The sequence below is a fragment of the Terriglobia bacterium genome, from assembly GCA_020073185.1.
Classification (GTDB): domain Bacteria; phylum Acidobacteriota; class Terriglobia; order Terriglobales; family Acidobacteriaceae; genus JAIQGF01.
In genome coordinates this window covers 1-23,160 of record JAIQFT010000052.1, presented here as the reverse complement: position 1 = coordinate 23,160, position 23,160 = coordinate 1, and the positions used below count along the sequence as shown (strand labels likewise).

General features: G+C 60.5%; 15 protein-coding genes and 1 tRNA gene. 6 read left to right on the top strand and 10 right to left on the bottom strand.

Annotation, left to right across the window (positions count from 1 at the left end; all coding sequences use genetic code 11):
- Nucleotides 1-51: 51 nt before the first annotated feature.
- The 5 genes from cofE to cofG all read right to left on the bottom strand — a co-directional run bounded on the left by cofE (nt 52) and on the right by cofG (nt 5,149).
- Nucleotides 52-804: a coenzyme F420-0:L-glutamate ligase gene (cofE, locus tag LAN64_16215; GenBank protein ID MBZ5569381.1), complete on the bottom strand. Its 753-nt coding sequence runs from the start codon at nt 802-804 to the stop codon at nt 52-54.
- 377 nt (nt 805-1,181) lie between these two features.
- A complete protein-coding gene (gene cofC, locus LAN64_16210) occupies nt 1,182-1,847 on the bottom strand; it encodes a 2-phospho-L-lactate guanylyltransferase (GenBank protein MBZ5569380.1) in 666 nt (221 codons plus the stop codon).
- On the bottom strand, nt 1,844-2,791 hold the full coding sequence (cofD, locus tag LAN64_16205) for a 2-phospho-L-lactate transferase (GenBank protein ID MBZ5569379.1): 948 nt from the start codon (nt 2,789-2,791) through the stop codon (nt 1,844-1,846). The genes cofC and cofD overlap by 4 nt, the downstream gene beginning before the upstream one ends.
- A gap of 10 nt (nt 2,792-2,801) precedes the next feature.
- A complete protein-coding gene (locus LAN64_16200) occupies nt 2,802-3,149 on the bottom strand; it encodes a hypothetical protein (GenBank protein ID MBZ5569378.1) in 348 nt (115 codons plus the stop codon).
- A 53-nt stretch (nt 3,150-3,202) separates the two neighbouring features.
- A complete protein-coding gene (gene cofG, locus LAN64_16195) occupies nt 3,203-5,149 on the bottom strand; it encodes a 7,8-didemethyl-8-hydroxy-5-deazariboflavin synthase CofG (protein MBZ5569377.1) in 1,947 nt (648 codons plus the stop codon).
- A 40-nt stretch (nt 5,150-5,189) separates the two neighbouring features.
- On the opposite strand from cofG, the gene LAN64_16190 reads away from it, so the two are divergent.
- Both LAN64_16190 and LAN64_16185 read left to right on the top strand, forming a co-directional pair.
- On the top strand, nt 5,190-6,029 hold the full coding sequence (locus LAN64_16190) for an XdhC/CoxI family protein (GenBank protein MBZ5569376.1): 840 nt from the start codon (nt 5,190-5,192) through the stop codon (nt 6,027-6,029).
- Between the two features lie 31 nt (nt 6,030-6,060).
- A tRNA-Arg gene (locus tag LAN64_16185) sits at nt 6,061-6,137 on the top strand.
- 1,056 nt (nt 6,138-7,193) lie between these two features.
- Here LAN64_16185 and LAN64_16180 read toward each other — a convergent pair.
- Nucleotides 7,194-7,772 carry a hypothetical protein gene (locus tag LAN64_16180; protein MBZ5569375.1) on the bottom strand — a complete coding sequence of 193 codons (579 nt, stop codon included), beginning with the start codon at nt 7,770-7,772 and terminating at the stop codon, nt 7,194-7,196.
- Nucleotides 7,773-8,037: 265 nt separating this feature from the next.
- Between LAN64_16180 and LAN64_16175 the strand changes: the two genes are divergently transcribed.
- On the top strand, nt 8,038-10,878 hold the full coding sequence (locus LAN64_16175; GenBank protein MBZ5569374.1) for a UPF0182 family protein: 2,841 nt from the start codon (nt 8,038-8,040) through the stop codon (nt 10,876-10,878).
- Nucleotides 10,879-10,964: 86 nt separating this feature from the next.
- On the opposite strand, the gene ilvA is transcribed toward LAN64_16175, so the two are convergent.
- Together ilvA and LAN64_16165 are read right to left on the bottom strand one after the other, a co-directional pair.
- A complete protein-coding gene (gene ilvA / locus LAN64_16170; protein ID MBZ5569373.1) occupies nt 10,965-12,239 on the bottom strand; it encodes a threonine ammonia-lyase in 1,275 nt (424 codons plus the stop codon).
- 471 nt (nt 12,240-12,710) lie between these two features.
- Nucleotides 12,711-16,364 carry a carboxypeptidase-like regulatory domain-containing protein gene (locus tag LAN64_16165; GenBank protein ID MBZ5569372.1) on the bottom strand — a complete coding sequence of 1,218 codons (3,654 nt, stop codon included), beginning with the start codon at nt 16,362-16,364 and terminating at the stop codon, nt 12,711-12,713.
- A gap of 226 nt (nt 16,365-16,590) precedes the next feature.
- Here LAN64_16165 and nagA point away from each other — a divergent pair, with 226 nt between their 5' ends.
- From nagA to LAN64_16150, 3 genes are all read left to right on the top strand, one after another.
- On the top strand, nt 16,591-17,754 hold the full coding sequence (gene nagA / locus LAN64_16160; protein MBZ5569371.1) for an N-acetylglucosamine-6-phosphate deacetylase: 1,164 nt from the start codon (nt 16,591-16,593) through the stop codon (nt 17,752-17,754).
- 309 nt (nt 17,755-18,063) lie between these two features.
- On the top strand, nt 18,064-20,154 hold the full coding sequence (locus LAN64_16155) for an EAL domain-containing protein (GenBank protein ID MBZ5569370.1): 2,091 nt from the start codon (nt 18,064-18,066) through the stop codon (nt 20,152-20,154).
- A gap of 67 nt (nt 20,155-20,221) precedes the next feature.
- The gene (locus tag LAN64_16150) at nt 20,222-21,379 is read left to right on the top strand and encodes a nucleotidyltransferase family protein (GenBank protein ID MBZ5569369.1); all 1,158 of its coding nucleotides are present in this window, start codon (nt 20,222-20,224) and stop codon (nt 21,377-21,379) included.
- 147 nt (nt 21,380-21,526) lie between these two features.
- Here the strand turns inward: LAN64_16150 and LAN64_16145 are convergent, their stop codons facing one another.
- Together LAN64_16145 and LAN64_16140 are read right to left on the bottom strand one after the other, a co-directional pair.
- On the bottom strand, nt 21,527-21,856 hold the full coding sequence (locus tag LAN64_16145) for a hypothetical protein (protein MBZ5569368.1): 330 nt from the start codon (nt 21,854-21,856) through the stop codon (nt 21,527-21,529).
- Between the two features lie 278 nt (nt 21,857-22,134).
- Complete coding sequence (locus LAN64_16140) at nt 22,135-22,584, bottom strand: hypothetical protein (protein MBZ5569367.1); 450 nt, start codon at nt 22,582-22,584, stop codon at nt 22,135-22,137.
- Nucleotides 22,585-23,160: the final 576 nt, after the last annotated feature.

Below are 23,160 nucleotides of genomic sequence, written 5' to 3'. Positions count from 1 at the left end.
CCGCAACTGAACCGTTGTCATCGACCGTCGGCCATCGACCGTCGACGCCGTTCAGCGAAACAAATCGCGCTTGGCGGGTCGAATCAAGTCGCGTCCCTTGCCGCGGCCCGGCTCATATTGGAAGCCGCGAATGATACACGCGGGGAGGCGCGACAGCTTGCCGCAAGCCAGTCCCGCCATGCCCGCCAGTTCGTCGGCGGCGGCTTCCAGGCTGACGCGCAACGGATATCCATAGGGATCTCGTTGCGCGCGGTAATCGCGGAACGCTTTCATGCCCGCGAGCCCGATCGCCGCCTCCGCCAAGCCCTCGCGCCACGGCCGCCCGAAGGTATCGGTAATGATAACCGGAACGGCAAACCCGAGGCGACGCCGCAGTGCGTCATAGGCGCGCCGCGCCGAGTTGTCGGGATCGCGCGGCAGCAGGACCGCGCTGTGGCCGCCGTCCACGTTGGAAACATCCACGCCGCTGTTGGCGCAAACAAAGCCGTGCGCCGTCTCGGTGATCAGGACATTGCGATGCTTGCGCACCACACGCGTTGCCTGTGCCAGCCCGAGCTCGACCACGCGCGCGTCCACCTTGTGCCGTTGGGCACGGCGGCGAGCTTCCGGCCTCGGTTGCACCTGGTCAAGAGCGACGATCTGCCCTTCGGCTTTGGAAACAATCTTGTGCGTGACCACCAGGATATCGCCACGCTGGAATCGCAGGCCGGCGCGGGCGACGGCCGCCAGCACAAGCTCAGCGATGGAGTCACCCGGCCGGACTTCGCCGATGCCGGGAATTGGAATGGCACTGAGAGCGGACATGGGGCCGGATAAATGTATCAGGCGGGAACTCGGATTGCGCCAGCAACGCGGAAAAGGCTCCGACACAGGAGCCAGAGGCACGCAATCCGGTTCTACGGTTCGACGTCGGGGCGCCGCGGCTCGTCAAGGGTCTGGCCGGTCGGGCGATGTTGTTCAACCCACTCTGCCAAGTACGTTCCGAGACACAGCGTAGTGAAGGAAAGCATTCCAATTGCGGCGAAGGAAATCATTCCACCCTCCAGGAGAGAACCGCGTACGGAAGGCAACAATAGCGCGGCAATTGCAAGCGGGGAAAGGTCACGCGGGTAATGGCCGAGATAACGGAGGTAACCCTGCGGTCAGCGCGCTTCCGAGCCCACGGCCCGGGAGTTTTCTTTTCAAGCGCTGGCCTGGCCGCGCCAGGGCTCCGGCAACTTCCACTCGCACAGCAGCTTCTGTGTGCGGGTGCGCATGGGAAAGCCAAGAAGCTGGGCGAGGTCGGCGGGGCGGTCAATGTCGAGCGCGATGCCGGGAAGATTTTGGTTGTCGAGCACGACGCAGGTTTTGCCGGTTGCCTGCGCCGAGGCGCGGTGCGGCAGAAAACTGTCGTTACCGAAGCGCAGGGGAAACAGCGCGCACGGCCGGCGCAATGCCGCATTGGTGCCGCGTCCGTCGGCAGCGGGCACCAGCACCGAACCTGCTGCCGGCATGGCGGAGAGGACGGCCTCGACCTCATCGGCAAGCAGCAGGGGAATGTCGCCGGGCAGAACCATGGTGAAATCGGCGCCGCGCTTTTCCGCCTCGGCGGTAGCCATGGCGATGGCCTCGCTCTCACCGAGATTTTCGTTGTCGACGATGAGCTGGAAGCCGTAGTGGCGCGCCAGGGCGGTGGCAAAGGCATCGTTGGTGACGAGGACGATGGCGGAGCGATGCTTGACATCGGCCAGCGCGGCACAAATATCCTTCAGCATGGTCCGCGCCAAGATCGTACGCTGTGGCTGGGTCAGCACCCGTGCCAGCCGCTGCTTGGCGGTGGACATCTCCTTGACCGGAATCAGGATCATGGCGTGCTGCCCGCGGCACGCGCCGACATGACCGCCGCCAGCGTGGCGCGGGCCAGATCCGCCTTGGCATGGCCGGAATCCATGATGGCATTGGTGAGTGTGACCTGCACGCCGAATTCTTCGACCTCGCCGGCGTTTCGACGATCGCGCTGGTCGGCAATCAACACGTCGAGAAAATCCTTGTAGGCTTGCGCCACCCCGGCGATCGAGACCGCCAGATTCTGAGTCATCATGAGCTCGCCCGCCGGGCCGGAAACCGCGGCGCCGCCGACAATCGGGCTGACTGCCGCCACCGGCGCTGGCGTTGTCCGGAGCGCCTGGCGAATTCCAGGCACGCCGAGGATGGGGCCGATGCTGGTGACCGGATTGCTCGGCGCGATCAGGACCGCCTCGGCGTCGCGGATCGCCTCGATCACCCCGGGCGCAGGCTGCGCCTGTTCTGCGCCAGTAAAGCGTACTCCCTTGACCGGCACGCGGTAACGCTCGCGCACGAAGTATTCCTGGAAGCTCATCTCGCCTTGCGTGGTGAGCACGCACGTTTCGACGCGGTCGTTCGACATCGGCAGGATGTGCGTCTGCACGCCCATGCTGGCGGCAATTTCCGCCGTCGCCTCGGTCAGGGTGCGGGCTTGCAGCAGTTCGGTGCGGCGCAAATGCGTGGCCAGGTCACGGTCGCCGAGTTGGAACCAGGCCGGCGCTCCGAGTTGCCGCATGCGTTCCAGGCAGGAAAATGTGTCGCCGTCAACGCCCCAGCCGCGCTCGCGACTGAGCACGCCGGCCAGCGCATAGGTGATGGAATCAAGATCGGGGGAAACGTGCAGACCCCACCACGTGAGGTCATCGCCGGTATTTACGATGGCGGTAATGTCTTCGGGCGGGACCACGCGGACCAGTCCCTGCACGAATTTTGCGCCGCCGCTTCCGCCGGTGAGGATGGTGATCACGGTTTGCGATTCATAAACGGGCTTTGGCTGGTTGGCGCGCTGCCAGCACCGCGCCCGCAAATAGCGCTGCCGAAATCAGCAGCCGCATAACGTGATGCGACACCCGCATGCCCGTCCAGCCGTGCAGGACGACGGCGCTGTAGAGCGCGGCTGCGCTGATGCCCACCAGTCCAAGCAGTGTCATCGTCGCCGCCCACGACTTGCGAAACCAAAATCCCGCGCCGCCAATCCCTACGAGCATGCCCGTCACGATAAACAGGACTGGGGCTATTGCCGAAGGATGAGAGCGCGCCATCACCCCCGCATACGCATAAACCCCACCCCACGCCACAACTAGCACCGAAACGACCTTCAGCATGTTGCCTCCGCGCGCATCGGTACTACTCTAAATCATGGGCGCTGGTTTGCCGGCTAAAGCCCTGCGCTGCCACCGTACGCGCGCAACCCGGGAATTTGCGATGCAGGCGCCATGAGGTGCATCGTCGCCGAGTTGGAGCCCTTTGCATAGCCTCCCGCATCCGCTGCGGCGCGCGTCTTCTCTGCCGCGAGGCCCCCGGCTGCAGCAACATTCGGCAAATACTCCGGATATACGGGCAGGCGCTGGCGCAAGGTCAAGCCCGCTGCACGCGTGCGCACTTCCAGATCGCGCAGGTGTGGCCAGGGGCGCTCGGGGTTGATGAAATCCGGCGTGAGCGGCGACACCCCGCCCCAATCATTGATTCCGGCCGACAGCAGCGCCTGGTAATCGGGCGCGGAGAGGTTCGGCGGCGCTTGCAAGTTCATGTTGCGCAGGATGAGGCGCGCCACGGCCACGGTGCGCAGCATTTCTCCCCTGCTCGGCTCACGATGGCGCGACATCGGAATCTCCGGCTTCACGCGGAAATTCTGCACGATGACTTCCTGGATATGCCCGTAACGACGGTGCAGATCGGCAATGGCGAACAGTGAGTCCACACGGTCGCGCGGCGTTTCTCCGATCCCGACCAGGATGCCGGTCGTGAATGGAATTCCCTGCCTCCCCGCCGCCTCGATCACCGCCAGCCGCAAAGCGGGAACTTTGTCGGGCGCGTCACGATGGGCTGCCTGCGGCATCAGTTTGTCGCTGGTCGTTTCCAGCATGAGCCCAACACTGGGCGAGACGGCGCGCAAACGCCGCAGCCAATGCGCGCTCATCAGGCCCGGGTTGGCGTGCGGGATTAGGCCAGTCTGGCGGAGCACGAGCTCGCACATCGCTTCCAGGTAATGCAGCGTGGATTTGTAGCCGAGGCGGCGCAGAGTCGCCCGCATCTCCGGAAAGACAAGTTCCGGCTTGTCGCCCAGGCTGAAGAGCGCTTCCCGGCAGCCGAGGCGCTCGCCTTCGCGCGCCACGCGCAGGACTTCGTCGGCCGACATGGTGTGCGCGCCGGGCTGGCCAGGATCGCGGCGAAAAATGCAGTAGCCGCAATAATCGCGGCACAAGTTCGTCAGGGGCAGAAAAACCTTGCGGGAGTAGGTGATGACGCCCGGCTTGAATTGCTCTTTCAAGTGTACGGCGGTGGCAAGCAGGTCGGGCAGGTTGCGATGGTCGCATTGGATGAGACGGCACGCCATGTCGCGCGTAACCGGCAGGCCGGAGCGGACCTCGTCAAAATAGGAGCCGAACTGCGCCGTCCCTGCGGGACTCGGTTTCGTGAGGGCGACGGCTTTGCCGGCACTTACGTGCCGGGCTGGGCTCTGGCGTCCCTGCGGGACTCGCGACAGTTGCATACATGTGCGTTTGTGAGAATGAAAGCGGCGCTGGTACTCGCGCACGCGCGCGCGATACGCCGAGGGGCTGTCGAGATCGCGCCAGATGGCATTCGTCTCTACGCTGACGAATTTCACGCGTTTGGCATCGCGATACACGATGTCGCGCGCGGTTTCCGCCTGCGCGAACTCCGCGCGCAGCTCAGCGGCGAAGATCACCGGATGCCCACCACGGTTCTGGAATTGCGGAATAGCCATCGCCTGCGGGGCAGACCGCGCGCGAAAACCCGCCACCAGCTTCTCGATCACCTCGGGCGTGAGCAGGGGATAGTCCACCGGGTAGAGCATGAAATCCGCATCCGGCGCAACTTGCGCCAGCGCCACCCTCAGCGACGACATCTGCCCTGCGCGCCAATTGTCGTTGAGCACAACGCGCACGCCGGCAGGAGTCGCGGATCGCACGCGCTCGCTTTCGCTCCCCAGCACCACAATCGGCGTTTCCAACCTGGCACAGTTTGCCATCGCGATCTGCAGCGCGGTCTTCACGCCAAACTTCGCCAGGGCCTTGGGGATCGCCAGTGAAGATGGGCCAGCGGCCAGGATGATTGGAACGATTTTGCCGTCCCCACGCATGAGGGTCAGCTTACATCATTGCCGGGGTACAATCACGGGGATGGACATCTACCAGGAGCTCGTCAGCCTGCGGCAGGAGGGAAGGCGCGGCGCGCTGGCCACCATTACCAACGTCCGCGGGTCCATCCCCTCGTTCCAGACCTCGAAGATGCTGGTGCGCGACGACGGGTCGATTGTGGGCACCATCGGCGGCGGCTGCGTGGAGGCCGAAGTCTGGCAGGCGGCGCGCGAGGTCATGGAAGAGGAGAAACCGCGCACCCTGAGCTTCAATCTCAACCAGAATCCGAAGTACGATACCGGTCTGGTCTGCGGCGGAACCCTGGAGGTCTTCATCGAACCTGTGCTGCCCATTCCCGTGCTTTACCTATTCGGCGCCGGGCACGTGGCGTTCAACACGTACAAAGTGGCGCGCGACGCGGGGTTCGACGTGGTTATCGTGGACGACCGCGAGAGCTACGCCAACCGCGAGCGCTTCCCGGACGCGCGCGAGGTGATCGCCGACGACTTCGACAAATCCTGCGCGCGGCTTACCCCGAACGAGAATTCCTACATCGTGATTGTCACCCGCGGGCATCGCGACGACATGCGCGTGCTGCGTTGGGCGGTCACCACGCCGGCACGCTACATCGGCATGATCGGCTCGCGCCGCAAGACGATTTCGATTTATAAGGAGCTGGAAAACCAGGGGCTCGATGCGGCGCTGTTCGAGCGCGTCAATGCTCCGGTGGGGCTGGAAATCGGCGCGGTCACTCCGGAGGAGATTGCGGTGGCGATCGTCGCCGAACTGATCGCCTTCCGCCGCAACTGCGAGACGGCGGTCGCGCGCAAGAAGTTGGAGCGCTCGCAGCACTCCGAAACCGGCAGCACGCAGCAACCTTGAACCCGGCATCGTCCGCTATAATGGACGAAGCGCGCCCGTAGCTCAGCTGGATAGAGCGATTGCCTCCGGAGCAATAGGTCGGGAGTTCGAATCTCTCCGGGCGCGCCAGAACTCAATCACTTGCGAACGGTCGCCCCTGGCGCACACGTGCAGAAAGTGATCAATTGCGCATGAAACGTGGCGAGAGAGTCCGAGTCAAACTGCTGGCGAAAGTGGACAAGTGGCTTCAGGGAAGGACTGGGACCGTGGACGCGGATAGCGCCCCCGGTGAAGTGGTGCAGGTGTCTCTTGATGACGAGGCCGTTGTGCAACAGTTCTTGGCCGAAGACTTAGAGCGGATCAATTGAACGTTTACAGGCTGGCTCTTGTTAATCAGCGGGACCGAACTTCGCCGGGCGCGTCAGACCTCAAGAAACTGCCTGCTCCATCATCGATGATGTCGTGCACCAAGGCGGAAATGCTCTTAATGGAGTTCTCCAAAGCTGTAACTGGACGTCCGTGCCGGATGCCCTTCCCTCTCTAATGTCCCGAGCAGCAAACTTCCTGCGCTGTATCTGAAGATCGAGAGGATTGCGTGACTTGCCCGATCGAAGCGCAGCATAAGGGCGGTTCTGCTCCTCTGGTTCGTAAACGCGGGAAGAAAGATACTGTGGCCCTCACAGTTCGACTGCCACGCGGGGAATGGGAGCGACTGCACGGGCTTGCCGTGTCGGAAGGCGTCAGCATACAAACCCTTGCGGTACGTGGCCTGAGTCTCGTATTTAGGGAAAAGGGGCAGGCCGCAATCAAGGAATCGAAGCGCGTTACGGCCTAGGAGGGACCAAGTTTTGAACGACGATGACTTTGTCGATGAGGCTGGCTCTGGGGATTTGGAGAACTGGGCTCAGGACTTGGAGAGCCGGGTTGAGGATTTGGAGAGTCGGGCCGGAGACTTGGAGCGCAATTCGACAAATAGCCTATTGGCCTTTTCCCGTGCCGTTTGGATCGACGGGGCGTACTTGATGGGTATGATGCTCGCTATCGCTTTGTCTTGGTCAAGGAACCTTAGCATATTGTGGTGCATTGTCCATGGACTTCTGAGTTGGTTATACGTGATGTACTTCGCATGGACCCGCTAACGCTGGATTCAAAGAACTTACGAACGGGCTGCCCCTGACGCACAATTCAGGGCGTTGGAGTTGAAGTCGCCTTCTCGCCAGGGCCGGATGTAGACAGGAACGCAGGAGTGGAAGTATTCGCTCGCTGCTTCAGATTCGTCACCAGTTTCTCACCAGCCTTGATCATCTCTTTTTCTTGGTTTTTCTTCCGTCGAGCTACCCCCGGCGACACGCTAGTGGACCACAGTTCTGTTTTCGTGCGGCTGTCGTAAACAACTAGCGAGAGATTACAGTTGAATATCTGCGAGCTGAAAACCGTTGTTTGATTCGTGTTTGGATTGGTGGCGCTCCAAACATTCGTCCCGCCAGTACCCGCCGTGTACGACACCTGCATGATGAGATCGGCGTCGTCGGCCTTATCCGTGATCACATACCTGCCCCACGACTTGATGTCTGCGTAGAAGGCGTCAAAAGCAAGATCAAAGCCCTCCTTGACAGTAAACGCTGTGGTTCCCACACCCTTTGACACGAAGATCTTCTTGGCAGTTAGGATTTCAGCAGGAAGCGGGGCTTGGGGAATGTCCTTCCGGTCTTTTGCTCCGACGACCGTTACAACCAAAAGAATGAAGCAAAACAATCTTCGCATGATCGCCTCTCATTGACATAGTTTGGATAAGTCGTCGGGAGAAGGCCAACAGAATCCTCGTGGAACTCGGAACGCAAGGCCATGGACGACCGGCGCATGATACCAAAGTGGGATTACGCCGGGTGGTGTGGTCGTCGTGACCGCGTTGTAGCCATAGGTGCCGCGAGCACCGCGCGTACAATGTTCACGACTTGCGGAATCAAGAGGAAAATACGAATTCATCGCATCTCCGGGCGGGAAATGCCAGCGCAAGCGAGGTAGGGTAATGTCCGAGTCCATCGAATGGCCGCGATTGCTGCATCGCCGCCGTCGCCGTTCCCCTCTCATTCTTTTTCTCGTCCTGCTCGCCGCTATCCTCCTCGGGGGCCGGACGGCGTTGTCCTATTACGTCGACGCACTCTGGTTCGGCTCCCTGGGCTATGGGGACGTGTTCTGGAAAACGTTGCGTCTTCAGTCCGCCGTCTTCACCATGTTTGCCGCGGCCACATTTCTGATTCTGTACGGTTCGTTCCTGGCGATGAAGCGGGCTCACCTCGACAGCTTGCCGAGCGGGCACACGATTTATGTCGGCGGGCAGCCGCTGAAGCTGCCGGTTGACGCCGTGCTGCGCTTTGTGGCGCTGGCCGTCGCCCTGGTCATCGCCGCTGTCACCGGCGCCAGCATGGTGTTGGAGTGGCCGGCGTTCGCCCTCTATTGGTACGCGCCCAGCGCTTCCGGCGGGGTGGTAGATCCGATCTTCGGCAAGCCGCTGAATTTCTATTTCTTCACCCTTCCCGTATGGCAGCTCGTCTCCGGGTGGCTGCTGGCGCTGGCGGTGATTGGATGCGCGCTTGCCGGTTTCTTCCTTCTCATCACCGGCGGCGCCCGGGTACTCGCCGGAAGCCGTGGCGCCTACATCCCGGTGCCCTGGCGCGCGCTCTCCATCACGTTTGCGTGCCTGCTGCTGACCCTCGCGATGCGTGTCTATCTCGGGCGGTTCGAGCAATTGTTCGACGCTCATACGATCTTCGCCGGTGTGACCTATGCCGATGCCCACGTCATGCTCCCCGGCCTGCTTGTCGTCTGCATCGCGCTTCTTCTCGGCGCGCTGATGGCCGGCGTCAACGCGGTGATGGTAATACCGCGCGTGCGCTGGCTTGTGGCTGCAATCGTTCCCGCCGTGCTCTGTTATCTGGCGCTTCAGGTGGTGGCCTGGTATGTCACCAGCTTTATCGTCAAACCGAACGAACTGGTTCGCGAGCGGCCCTATATTGCCCACAACATTGAGTTGACGCGCCGAGCCTACGGTTTGGACCGCGTCTCCCAGCGTGAGTTCGCGGCGGAGACGACGGCCGAGGCCATCGACCCGGCGAACAATCAGGCTACGCTGCAGAACATCCGGCTGTGGGACTGGCGTGCGCTACAGGACACGCTGCGTCAGATCCAGGAAATCCGCACCTATTACGATTTTCCGGACATCGACATTGACCGCTATGAGATCGACGGCACCATGCGTCAAGTGATGCTGGCGACGCGCGAGCTAAGCGTCGACAAGCTACCCGAAAGCAGCCGCAACTGGATCAACGAGAAGCTGATTTACACGCACGGCTACGGCGTCACCATGAACCCGGTCAATGGCTTCACGCCGGAAGGGCTGCCAACGCTGATGCTGAGCAACATGCCCGTGCAGAGCACGGTGCGCGGTCCGGCGGTGACGCGCCCCGAGGTTTATTTCGGCGAGCTGACCAACACCGACGTGTACGTGAAAACGCGGCAAAAGGAATTCAACTATCCGCAAGGCCAGACCAACAGCCTGACGTCTTACGAGGGCAACGGCGGGATCGTTCTGGGCGGCTTCATGCGGCGCGTCCTGATCGCTCTCGACCGCGGCGATGTGGCGAAGCTGCCGTTCAGCGACGATGTCAACCCGCAGAGTCGGCTACTCATGCGCCGCAACGTGCGCGACCGTGTGTCGGCGCTGGCCCCCTTCCTCACCTACGATCCGGATCCGTACATCGTGGTCGGCGACGATGGCAGGCTGTCATGGATGATGGATGCATTCACCGTCTCGGACAACTACCCGTACTCGCGGCATTACCGTCTCGACGGCAACCTGATCAACTACATGCGAAACAGCGTGAAGGTGGTGATTGACGCCTACGATGGGACAACGACGTTTTATGTTTTTGATCCGGGGGATCCCATCATCGCCGCCTACCGCCGCGTCTTTCCCAGCCTGTTCAAGGACGCAGCCGCGATGCCACCGGCGCTGCGCAAACACGTGCGCTACCCCGAGCTGTTGCTCAAGCTGCAGGCGGACGTTTACGGCCTCTATCACATGACTGATCCGGAAGTGTTCTACAACCGCGAGGATCTGTGGACGGTGGCCACCGAAGTCGGCATGAACGCGCGCGGCGAGCAGGCGACGCAGACCATGGAGCCGAACTTCGTGCTCATGAAACTGCCGGGCGAAAGCGGCGTGGAGTACGTCGAGATTCTGCCCTTTACTCCCGCCAACCGCAACAATCTGATTGGCTGGATTGCCGGGCGCAGCGACGGCGCTCATTACGGTACGCTGGCGGTCTACGACTTCCCCAAGACCAGGCTGGTCGACGGGCCGCTGCAGGTGGAAGCGCGGATCGATCAGAATGCGCAGCTTTCAGGACAATTGAGTTTGTGGAATCAGCAAGGCTCGCACGTGCGCCGCGGAGCTCTGCTGGTGATCCCCACCGGACGCGGACTGTTGTATGCGGAACCGATTTACCTGCAAGCGGAGCGGAGTCCGATGCCGGAGCTGCGTCTGGTGGTGCTTGCGCTGCAAGATCGGCTCGCCTATGGGCCAACTTTCGAGTCGGCGATGGCGGCCCTTTTTGGCGGAGCCGCTTCCTCGACCAGTGCCGCAGCCGCTTCCTCGACCAGTGCGGCGGCCGCTTCCGCCGAGGCTGCGCGAGCCGCTCCCGCATCGGCCGCGGCGCCTGCGACCGATCTCAATGCGCTCATCGCCGAAGCCGCCAAAGACCTTGCCGACTACCAGCGCCTCACGTCGGAAGGCAAGCTGGGCGAGGCGGGACAGAAGCTGGAACACTTGAAACGCACGCTTGACGAACTAAATAAACGCAAACGATGACGTCGCTTCTCGACCGTATGCGCCGTCTTATCGGCTTCGACGATCATCGTTCCGTCGGGCTCGAACGCATCGGCTCGCCCGTTCGATCAGACGACGCGCTCGTGTTCGTAGCCTGATTCCGCGAGTCCGCGGATCAGTTGGTCGCAGTGTTCATGGCCGCGTGTTTCCATGGTCAGGTCGATCACCGTATGGCTGAGCTTGGCGCCATGAAAGGCGCGGTGGTAGCTGGTCTCGACGATGTTGACGCGGTTGCGAGCGATGACCTCGGTCAATCGGTGCAGCGCGCCGGGATGATCGGGCAGGGGAATTCTGAGCCGGACAAGCCGCCCGTCTTTGACCAAGCCGCGCTCAATAATACGGGAAAGCAAGGTGACGTCCATGTTGCCGCCGGAGACGATGGCGGCTACGCGCTTGCCGCTGAGGGATAGCTTGCCATGCATTAGCGCTGCCACCGCAACTGCGCCGGCGCCTTCTGCCAGCGTCTTTTCACGTTCCAGCAGCAGCAGCACGGCGGCAGCGATCTCTTCTTCGTCCACCAGCACCAAGTCGTCGACCAGGCGGGCGACAATCGGCAGGGTCTTCTCGCCTGCCGATCGAACCGCAATGCCGTCTGCGATGGTCGATTTACCGGCCAAATTGACAGGCTTGCCATGCTTGACCGCCTCCAGCATCGAGGGCAGCAGGGCCGTCTGCACGCCGATCACTTGAATCGCAGGATTGGTTTCCTTCAGCGCCACAGCGATGCCTGCAATCAGCCCTCCGCCACCAACAGGAACAACGACCGCGTCGAGGTTCGAGATTTGATCCATCAGCTCCAGAGCCAGGGTTCCCTGGCCGGCCATGACTCGTTCGTCGTCAAAAGGATGAATAAAGACAGCTCCGGCTTGACGGCAACGGTCGAGAGCGGCGGCGAAGGTATCGTCAAAATTAGTGCCTTCCAGCACCACTTCGGTGCCCCAGGCACGTGTAGCCGATACCTTGATAAGCGGCGTGGTGAGCGGCATCCAGATCTCTGCCTTGAGGCCCAGCCGTGCAGCATGGTAGGCGACCGCCTGGGCATGATTGCCGGCCGAAGCCGTCACCAGAGCCTGTCCGCGCTCGGCAGCGGTGAGCGCGAGCAGACGGTTGAGCGCGCCACGTTCTTTGTAGGAGCCGGTGCGTTGCAGATTTTCGAGCTTCAGAAAAACGGTGCCGCTCACCAGCTCCGAAAGCGCGCGCGACACCGTACAGGGCGAAGGCGGGATCGCTTCACGAATCCGGGCCGCCGCCAAGCGAATCTCGTTCAGCGTGACACCGCAGGTCTGTTGAAGGGCCGGGATCAAGAGATTCGGCGTGCCGTCTTTTGTGGTTTGTTGCAGCATGCGCTTTGTGGTCTCCCTAATACGTCAATATCAACGGCAACTCGCTCACACTGAAATAGCAACCAGGATCAGGTGGGGCAACGACTCGTTGGCTTTGAGAGAACAAACGAAAAGGCCGCCACCGGTTGCGGGATGACGGCCTTTCAAGCAAAGCTGAAGATCTGGCGCCGTCACCCGCTCGGTGGCGGGCTAATAATTCGCGCGACGATGGGCATAGCGACGGTGCGCTCGAGCAAGCACGACAGGACCGTGCAAGAGCCGGCGGCAACGTAGTGGCGATCGCTTTGGGTCGAGGCACACATCGCAAAATCTGACGTTTTGTAGCACCGTTGGTGGTGCGAAATCAAACGAGTTATGTCGATGCGGCGCAGCGGAAAAAGTAATCGCGCGTTACTGGGACGAGGGTCACACGACCTTCCGCTGTAAGGAAGGGCCTGGCGAAGCAGGCCCTCATGTTTCCACGAACTCGACTTAGAAATTCAGCTTCATCGCCAGTTGCACGATGCGCGGGTCGCGCGTCGAGTTGATGGTGTTGAACAGCGTGGAAGCGTAGCTGGTCGAAGCGCAGCAGATCGGGTTGGTGTGGTTGAAGGTATTGAAGCTCTCCAGCCGGAATTGGCCGGTGAAAACCTCGGTGAATTTGATGTTCTTGAACAGCGCCAAGTCCGTGTTCCAGAACCCCGGTGCGCGAATGGCACCCGGACGCTCGCTGGGAAGGTCGGTCTGGGTTGCGCTGGGGACGGTGAACGCAGAAGCGTTGAACCAGTTCCCTGTGATCGAGCGCGGCGCGCCGGTATTCGGATTGCCCACCTGATTGACGCGGCAGCCAACCGGGGTAGCGCCAAAGCAGGCCGAACCGATTGCGTCAATGCAGTTGACTCCCGTTCCGAAGCAAACCGCATTGCCGATGAAAGCGGTTAGCGGCAGTCCGGTTTGGAACGTCTGCACGCCGGAGACCTGCCAACCACCGAGGAGGTGCCCGACCACACCTTGCTGGTTGCGCATCCACGGCAGCTCCCATACAAAGTTCGCTGTCAGGACGTGGCGACGATCGGCGATCGTTGGACCGTAGTTGTTCGCGAACGCCGTGGGCGCCTGCGGCAGCGCGCTGGCGCCGGTGGAACGGTCGGCAGGATCGGTGGTCAAGCCGTGCGACCAGGTGTACGAGAGGCCGAACAGCGACCTGCCGCTGAAGCGCTTGTTCAATTGCACCTGCAGGGAGTTGTAGTTGGAGGTGTAAATGTCCGCGAAACCGACCGCCGGACCGTATCCGACAAAGGGCCGCAGGACATTCAGCTTGGTGGTTGCGGCGCTTGAGTTCACGATCGGGCTGGCCCCGAAGTTCACACCGTTAGCCGCAATCGTCACCGGCCCGGCAAAGCACGGCGTCGTCGGAGTGCAATTCCGGTAGCTGAACGGATTAGGCTGGTTAAAGTCGACGATTCCGGGGAGGTGAATGCCGTTGTTGCCGAAGTAGCCGACATCCAGGAACCAGCTAAGCCCGAAATTCCGCTGCACATCCAGGCTCCACTGTTGCGTGTACGGTGATTGGTAATTGACCGGCATGCGCGCCTGGATGGTGAATGGGGTTGCCGTGCTCGCCACGGTCGTGGTACCCACCGGATTCGAGAGGGTGCTGCGGGTGATGCTGAGGTTGGTCAGAAATCCCTGGCTTAAGCCGACGTTCAGTTCGGGGTTCCCGAATTCAAGGCCGTTGTCATAGAACATGCCCCAGCCCAGGCGCACCGAGGTGCGTCCGTCGCCGAATGGGTCCCAGGCGATGCCGAAGCGCCCGGCAATGGCCCGGTTGAATTCCTTGCCCACCTTGCTGCCATACGGCGACTTCGTGCCGACGAAGCCGGCGAAAGTGGGCGGATTCGCGAAGATCAGCCCATTGAGCGGCGTGTAGTTGGGGTTGCAGGCGCTGCTGGTGGGTACACCGTTTGTCAGCTTCACATCCATCACGCCGGTGGAGGTGATGCAGGGCGCCTTCGCCGGATCGTAGGCTGACGGATCGAAGTTCACCAGCCGGCTACTGCCGCCCGGACCGCTGGCGTCGGTAGGCTGGCGAAAGAAGGAGTGGCGAATGCCGTACGTGATGGTCAGGTTGGGCCGAATGCGCCACGTGTCTTGGCCGTAATACTCGAACTGGTTGTCAAAGATGTTGGCGGTGACGTCCAGCGAAGCCTGCGCGAAAGAACTGAGCTGACCAAGCAAGAAGTTGGCGTAAGCCTGCTCGAACGAAAATGGACAGGTGCCGCCGCCGGCCGCCGTCCCCGTGCACACCGCCGCGCCACCGAAGGTGGTCGCGGCAGTCGGCGCGTTCTGCGCGTCAAACGAATACGAGCCGTTGTTGGCGCCAGTCAGTTGGTTCTCATGCTTGTTGTAGTGATAGAAGATCGCGCCGAATCTCAGGGTATGTGTGCCCAGAACCTTGGTCAGGTTCCCGTAGACGGTGTGGTTGACGTTGAAGTCGTCATAGGGCCCAAAGGACCCAATGGTGTTGCCGGCGGCGGTGGTGAAAGACCCACCCGTGAGCGCAAGCGTCGGCGCGCGATCGAGGACATTCTGGAAGGGCAACGTGTTGCCCAGTGCGGTCTTGATGTCCGGCGATTGCGAGAAGTTCACAGCGCCGGTTACCTTGCTGAGGACGGCACCATACGAGTAGCGATAACCGGCGTCAATCAGGAGCGTTGGGCTGGGAACGAAGGTGGCCGCAATATTGTACTGACGCCCCGGCGAGTTCGTGGCAGTGGTCCCGATGCCAGGGACGATCTCGTTGGTGAATAAGCCTCCGGGCTCGGTAGTAGGGTTAGTGTCGCGCAGGATCTTGCCATTGACAGTCAGCCTTGGACCGAAGACGTGATCGATCTTGATCATGTCTTCGCGGAAATTAAATATGCCGCCGAGCGTGCCGATGTAGTTGAAGGGGTTGGCGGCGGTCGGTGCGTTGGGAGCCGGGAACCTAGAGAAGATATCCTTCACGTAGGCGGCGGCAATCGGGTCCCAGGCAGAGGCGGGGATGCTGGTGCCATAAGCCTGGCAGGCGCCGGGCGAACCGTTGGCGTTAGCCCACCTCGTGCAAACCACGTGAGTAAACTGCCCGTTTACCATCCCCGAGTAAGGAATCGCGCCACCCGGATTCGCAACCGTGATGATGCGGCGGGCCTCTTCGGAGACGAAGAAGAACGTTTTGTTCCGCTGCTTGTAAATTCCCGGAATGTAAACCGGGCCACCCAAAGTGCCGCCAAAATCGTTGTAGCGGAGCAGCGGGCGCTTGGTAACCGGATTGGTGCGGTTATTGAAGAAGCTGTTGGCGTTGAGCACATTGTTGCGGAAGAATTCATAGACGCCGCCATGCAGGTTGCTGGTGCCGGAGCGGGTGATGGCGTTGATCTGCGCGCCGGCGGAGCGTCCCGACTCGGCGTCATACACGCCGCGCACTACGCGGAATTCGGCGATGGCGTCCACGCTCGGGAACGAGAGCAGCGTAAGGTTGGAGCCGCGGTCCATGTTGTCAGCGCCGTCCACCTGGAAATTGTTTTGCTCGCGCCGGCCGCCGTTCACCTGAATCGTGACCAGGTTGGTGCCGAGGGGCGCGGTGGCGCCGGGGAAGAAGGCGGCGTTGCCGGAATTCGAGGTCCCCGGCACGGTAAAGACAAGTTCCAGAAAGTTGCGGTTCGACAGCGAGAGTTCGCGGATCTGGGTTCCGGTGACCACGCCGGAGGCGACGGCACTCTGCAGGTTGACCTGTTGCGCGGCGGCTTCCACGTTAATGACCTGGTTCGTCGAGCCGACCTGGAGCGTGGGATACACCGTGAGCGAACCATTCACGTTGAGGATGAGCCCGCTCTGCACATACTTCTGGAAGCCGGCCGCCTCAACCGCAATCGAGTAGCGACCGATGGAGAGTTGTGGAAACGCGAATTCCCCGCTGGCGCCGCTAGTAGCGGTGCGCGCGTCAATATTCTTATCGGTATCTTTGAGTGTGACTTTGGCGTTGGGAACCACTGCGCCGCTGGTGTCCTTCACTGTCCCCGAAATCGAACCGGTTATTACTTGACCCCACGCGGTTGCCGCCAGCAGCAAAACGAACGCATACGCAAAACGCCGTGCAAAATTCATAGCGCCTCCAGGCGTCAATCGAGGACAGCTTGTCAGACGATGGTTTGAGGTGAGTGCCCGGCCTCCCCGCATGATGGCTTGGCGACTCAGGTTGCAAAACAGGGGCGCTATTCTACGTCACTACCGAGAGAGAATTGCAACCGCTTTTCGTCCTTGAGTAGTGATTTGTACGACACATCCGCCCCCAGCGCCATTTCCGGTACAATCCGTCTTCGCTATTCGACTCGTGAAGACCATCCTCACCGCTTCGTTGTTGCTCACTCCTCTGGAGCAAATCTTCCAGCCGCTGCTGGTGATGGAAGACGGGCGAATTGTTCAGGTCGGCTCCCGCGCCCAGGCGGAAGTTCCTGCCGGTGCGCGGGTTCTTGATTTTCCGGATGCGGTTCTGGCACCAGGCTTTATCGATATCCATGTCCATGGCGGCGCCGGCCATGACGTGATGCATGCCAGTGCCGCGGAACTTGAGAGTTTCGAGCGCTACCTCGCCACATCCGGGGTCACCAGCTACTTCCCAACCACGATTACGGCGCCGCTGGACGCGACCTTCGTGGCGCTGGAGCGGTTAGCTTCGGCCATCGAGACCGTACCGCAAAGGGAGCGTATCGGCGATGTGCGCGCGCAACCGCTCGGTATTCATCTCGAGGGTCCATTCATCAGCCACGCCAAGCGAGGCGTCCATCCTGCGGAACACCTGCAAGCTCCCGACCTGCAGGTTTTCGATCGCCTGTGGCAAGCAGCACGCGGGCAAGTGTCGTTTATGACCGTGGCGCCAGAGTTGCCGAAGTCGGAATACCTGATTGGCGAAGCGGCGCGGCGCGGCGTCTGCGTCAGCCTGGGCCACAGCGATTCCACTCTGGCTCAGGTGGAGACGGCGATCGCCGCCGGTGCGCGTCACGCAACCCATACCTTCAACGCCATGCGCGCGCTCGATCATCGCGAGCCCGGCATTCTGGGCGCAGCACTCGCCGAGCAGCGCCTCACGGCCGACGTCATAGCCGACGGCATTCACGTACATCCCGAGATCGTCTCCCTGTTTCTACGTGCCAAGGGTCCAGAGCGCGCAGTCCTCATTACCGACGCCATCAGTGCCAGCGGCATGGGGGATGGCCGTTACCGCCTCGGCGGGCTGGAAGTCGAAGTACACGGCCAGCGCTGCGAGTGCGAGGGGCGTCTGGCGGGAAGCGTCCTCACGCTCGATCGCTCGGTGCGTAACGTGATGGAGTTCGCCGGGTGGGATTTGCGCCATGCGGTGCGGCTGGCGACGTTGAATCCCGCGCGGATCGCCGGCGTCGCGGGACGCAAGGGCGTGATCGCGCCCGGCGCAGATGCCGACATCGTTGTACTCACCTCGCGCGGCGAAGTCATTCAGACCTTCGTAGGCGGGGCGTGAAGACAGACCTGAAGTTGGCAGGGCGCCTCCATCGTTCCGCTGGAGACGGCCCGCTGTATGCTGTGGACGGAGCGAATGGGGTCTGGTCGATGGGAGCGTCACATCGGCCACGAAGGCGCGACCTCGATGATCCGCTTACGCCCATTCTGGTCTTGGTGTGAGCATCAGATTCCCGTATTGCCGATCTCCACGTTTTAATTCTGCCGCCCTGCCAGTATTCTCGTTCTACAATTTAGCGCCCGCGAGGCAATTCCAGCCCTTCTAGGCTAAGAAAGGAGATGCTTGCCAAGGTGGAGGTCGAAGGCGGAAATGCAGGATAAGGAGAGAGCGCAAGAGGTCAGCAACGACAATCCCGACTCGATTCCGTTCAAGGTAGAGAAGATCGAGGGTCGAGAGTGGTGGTTGTGGGTATTAGCTGTCGTTGTGACCCTAGTACTGACCATCGGGATTGCTTCGTTCACCATTCCAGGATCGAACCGGCCAGCAAACATCTACTGGTCCGATGCGCAGGACTGGATACGGGCATTGGCGGCGCTGGTTCTGCTCTTCGATCTCTACGCGGTTTATCAACACCTGCTGCTCTATCGTATCCGCCGCCAGCTTGCCGAACAGAATCTGCTTTTCCGTCTGATCAGTGAAAATGCCGCCGACATGATCGCAGTGGTCGACCGTAATGGACGCCGGCTTTACAACAGCCCGGCGTACCAAAAGGTCCTCGGGTACTCTGCGAAAGAATTGAAGGCCACTTGGTCAATGCAACAGGTGCACCCGGAGGATCGCGATCGAGTGGCGGAAGCGGCGAAGAAGGCCCTGTTAACCGGCAGGGGGGAGCGGCTGGAGTATCGCCTGCAACACAAGGACGGTTCCTGGCGCATTGTGGAATCCACGGCCAGCACAGTGCAAGATGCGAAGGGTGAAGTTGAAAAGCTGGTCATCGTCAATCGAGACATTACCGATCGCAAGAAAGCAGAGGAACTGCTGGAGTACAACGCCTTTCATGACAGCCTGACCAACTTGCCAAACCGCGCATATTTGCTCCGCCGATTGGCGCGAGCCTTCGCGCTCTCCAAGCGTCACGAGAACTATCGGTTCGCACTTTTGTTGATCGACATCGATGAATTCAAGGTGATCAACGACAGTCTGGGGCACGAGGCCGGCGACGAAGTCCTGATACGGGTCGGCAATAGGCTGGTCACGTCGTTACGAGCCATCGATACCGTGTCGCGCACATCCGAGGGAGTCGAAGGGCGAGGAGACACACCGATAGACGACACGCTAGTGAAACTCGGGGGTGATGAATTTGCGGTGCTCCTGGACGATGTTCGCCATCCGAGCGATGCGATTCGGGTTGCAGAAAGAATTCAAGAACAGTTGGGGTCGTCGTTTAAGGTGCGCGAACATGAGATTGCAATCTCTCTAACCGTCGGAATCGCATTTCGTACGGACCTGTGCAACGAATCGCAAGAACTGTTGCGGGACGCGGAAATTGCCATGCACCGCGCTAAAAGGGCGGGCAAGGGGCGCTGCGAGATCTTTGATTCCGCCATGCACGCCAGCGCGATGAAACGATTACAGGTCGAAACCGACGTGCGGAGCGGGGTTGAGCGAAATGAATTCCGAGTCCACTACCAGCCAATCGTGTCCCTCAGAACCGGCAGGATTGTGGGATTCGAAGCTCTTTCCCGCTGGCAACGGCCGGGGGGATTGGTAATGCCGGCCGAGTTCATAACCGTGGCCGATGAAACCGGGCTGATCCTGCCCATCAATCGCCGCTTGATTCGCGAAGCCTGCGAAAACCTGCGATTGTGGCGGCGACGGCACCCATCCGAGCCACCACTCTCCATGAGTGTCAATATTCCCCCGCGATATTTCGAGCAACCCAATCTGGCCGCCGAAATCGCGGCCACAGTGAACCAGGCCGGGATCGAGCCCAATGGCTTGGAACTGGAGATTTTGGAAACCGTAGCCATGGGAAATCCGGAGACGGCGAGCCGCGTGCTGTGGGAACTCAAGGCGGTCGGTGTTCGGTTGAGCATCGATGACTTTGGGGTTGGGTATTCCGCACTAAGCCGGCTACAGGGTTTGCCGGTAAACACCCTGAAGATCGATCGGAGCTTTATCTCCAACATGGAGAATGAAGAGACGCGCGAAATTGTCCGCACCATCATTCTGCTGGGCCACAGGATAGGGCTGGCCGTGGTCGCCGAAGGAGTTGAAACCGAGGTCCAGCTTCAGCAAATCAGAGACTTAGATTGCGATCTGGCACAAGGCTACTACTTTTGCAGACCGTGCGCTGCAGAATCTATACTCGAACTTCTGAATCAAGGTGGGTATTTTGCCCAAGCGGCCCTACCAACCGGCGTAGCGAACCGAGAGAGAGCCTCAGCCGACGAAGCATAGGCAGCCATAGTAGCAGAGCCATCAGGGCAGAGGGCGCGCGCCAATCGTGTATCTGAATCGGTCGATTGTGCCGACAATGCGGACGCCGGAGCTCGAACTGCTCCTGGCCTGTGCAAGCGCTCAGGACGGTGCGCTCTGCGCTGGCGGGTGGTTTGCCCAACGTGTCGACTGGGATCGTTTTTTCGAAGAGGCGGAGCGCCACTCGGTCATGCCACTGGTGCACCGCGCGCTGGCCGAGCATCCGGAAGTTCCGGCCGGGGTTCGTGAACGGCTGGAGAAGCATTTTCACGAGAGCACTCGCCGCAGCCTGTTTTTAACCGCGGAGTTGCTGCGCTTGCTGGACGCGTTCGCAGCAGGCGACGTTCCGGTGTTGCCCTACAAGGGGCCGGTACTGGCGCAGGCGCTCTACGGCGACGTCGCTCTGCGGAACTTCACCGACCTTGATTTCCTGGTGCGCCGCGCGGATGTCCTGCGCGCGGCGGAACTGCTGGAGAGGGCGGGCTACTCCCCTGATCCGCGGGTGGATTCGGCGCGCCTGTCGTCCCATTTGGCGTTCGCTTGCGAGCAGATGTTTCGGCGCACGGCGGGAGCCGGTTTGGTGGAAATCCAGTGGCGCATTGCACCAAGATATTTCTCGGTGGAGTTTGACACCGAGTGGTTATTCCGGACGGCAGTGGCTGCCTCGCTGGAATCGCGTCAAGTGCAGTCCCTGTCTCCCGAGGCCCTGCTCCTGATGTTGTCCGTTCACGGTGCGAAGCACGAATGGGAGCGGCTGGGATGGATTGCGGACATCGCGCAGTTGCTTCGTACCTATCCCAGACTCGATTGGGATGCCATTTTCCAGATGGCTCGCGGGCTGGGAATCGAGCGCCTGACGCTGCTGGCTCTGGCTCTTGCCCAAGACCTGCTGGGCGTCCGCCTGGCGGCCACGGTCGGTCAGCAGGTGTCGGCGGATCGGGAGCTGCCGCTGCTTTGCCGAACCGTGGAGCGCCGACTTGCGGTGGAGGCGCGTGGGGTACCCGAGGTTTCCGGTCACTGGTTCACACTGCGTGCTCGGGAGCGCTGGCGTGATCGCTTGCGCTACGTCATGCTGTTGGCCCTGACCCCGAGCCCGCGGGATTGGGCGCTGCTGCCGTTGCCTCGGGGGCTCTCGCCGCTGTACTTTGCCCTTCGACCGCTGCGGCTTGCGGGTAGAGCCTGCCGAGGGATTTGGCGGCGCACCTAACGACAGCCCGTCAGATTCACTTCGATGCCGTCCACAACAGCAGATCCAACCGCACGGCGAGATTAGGAAGGCGCGCGGTCTCTCCTGTCAGGGCCGGACGGCAAATATACTTCGCTCAGTAAATTGGGCTTGTTGCGCGATACCGCCTCATTGATTCCTGCTGCGCAATTTGTAGATTTTTCCTTCCATTTTGAGTCTAACCGGATCGGGCTTCTTGCTTGCGCCAAGCTCTGCGCTGTTGGGCAACAGGTAGCGATGGAGCCGCACCAATTCGTCATCTTCGGCATCAAACCAAGAGAGCATTTGACTGTATGTGCAAAACGGCTGTCCGCTCTTTAGCGGGTTGGCGTGGCGTTCCCAGGTTACCTGTTCGCGGATTTCATGCTTGGCCAATAAAGCGGGGTAGTTACTAGAATTTAATTTCTCTTGCATCTGCTGTTTGGTCAAATATTCGACTGGTATATCATCATCCGGCATGATCAACGATTCCGATATTCGATCCGAAATTGGTAGATTCCTAGCGGGAGAAATTACTCTTGATCAGTTCGAGAACTGGCTCGTCCCCCGCAGTTGGAATGTGCACCAATGGGGAAGTGTCGAAACGCAGCAGCTCGCCTATGCAATCGAGTTGGGTTTGGCGGAACACGAAATCGGCCACCTCTCTGATGAAGATTTGAGAAAAGAACTACATCAACTTGCCAATACCTATCTGCTGACCTCGCGTGTACTGGTGACCAGTGCAGGGAGCACCTCTGTCACTGGGGACCAATGGCAACTCTCGCCTGCTGGTAATCAACTCTCAACGGCATCCTCGTTACCAATTCCTCGTTGAGGTGTACATCAAACCAGTAGAGCCCCTCCTGATCAGCCACAAAATTAATTTGTGCAGCGAGAGCATTTCCTCTATCGTTGTCCCCTTCAAAAAGCATCGGAAATGTCATTGACGGTAGATCCTTGCCTTGCGGGGATTTGGGTCGAATCGTCACTGCCTGTTTGCCCCTCAGAAATCCTGATTTGAACGATATGACAATCGTGAACGGCAGCACGGTTGGCGACATCTCTGGGGTCGCACCAACGACATTGAACCGATCAATAATGCGAATGACGCTTAGGACATTGTCGGCTTCGCGGAGCAGTTTCTCGCAAAATACAGCCATTGCGAGATATGCATTATAGAGTTCTTTCTGTTCTGGTTTATCTGGCATTGGAGAACGTTCCTCACCGCGAAATAGTAATACCAAGCACAACGGCTCCAGTTGACTTTTGCACACCACTGCGCGACACTCCGATCCAGCGAATTGGAGTGTTCATGCACAAAACGCGCATCAATCTCCCGGAACCTTCCGCCAAGAAGCAGGGCGAATTTGCGCGCTTCGATGAATTTGCAACGCGGCTGCTCTCCGTCCCGCACAGCAAAATCAAAGAGCAACTCGACGCGGAAAAGCGGAAGCGAACGTCTAACTCCGCTTCGGGCCGCGCTTCCCGCGATACTCGTTAGTTGATCGTTTCTCCCACCTTGCCAGTCAATTCCGCGTAAGTCAGCCGCTTGTTCACGATCTGCGAAACCGCAAGATCAAACCTGTCCGAATCGTTCAGCGGGTTGTCGCGAGTGGCGCGATTATTGTAGCGAAACACTTGCCCGACGAGAGTGTCCCGCTTTTAGTTGGAGGTTGAAGAGCGGCGCTCGGGATCATGTTACGCGACCTCCTGCTTAGTCGCAGCTTTTTCTGTTTCTCCTCTTCCTAGGATTGCTCTCAGTTGCCAGATGTCCTTCCAGCCCA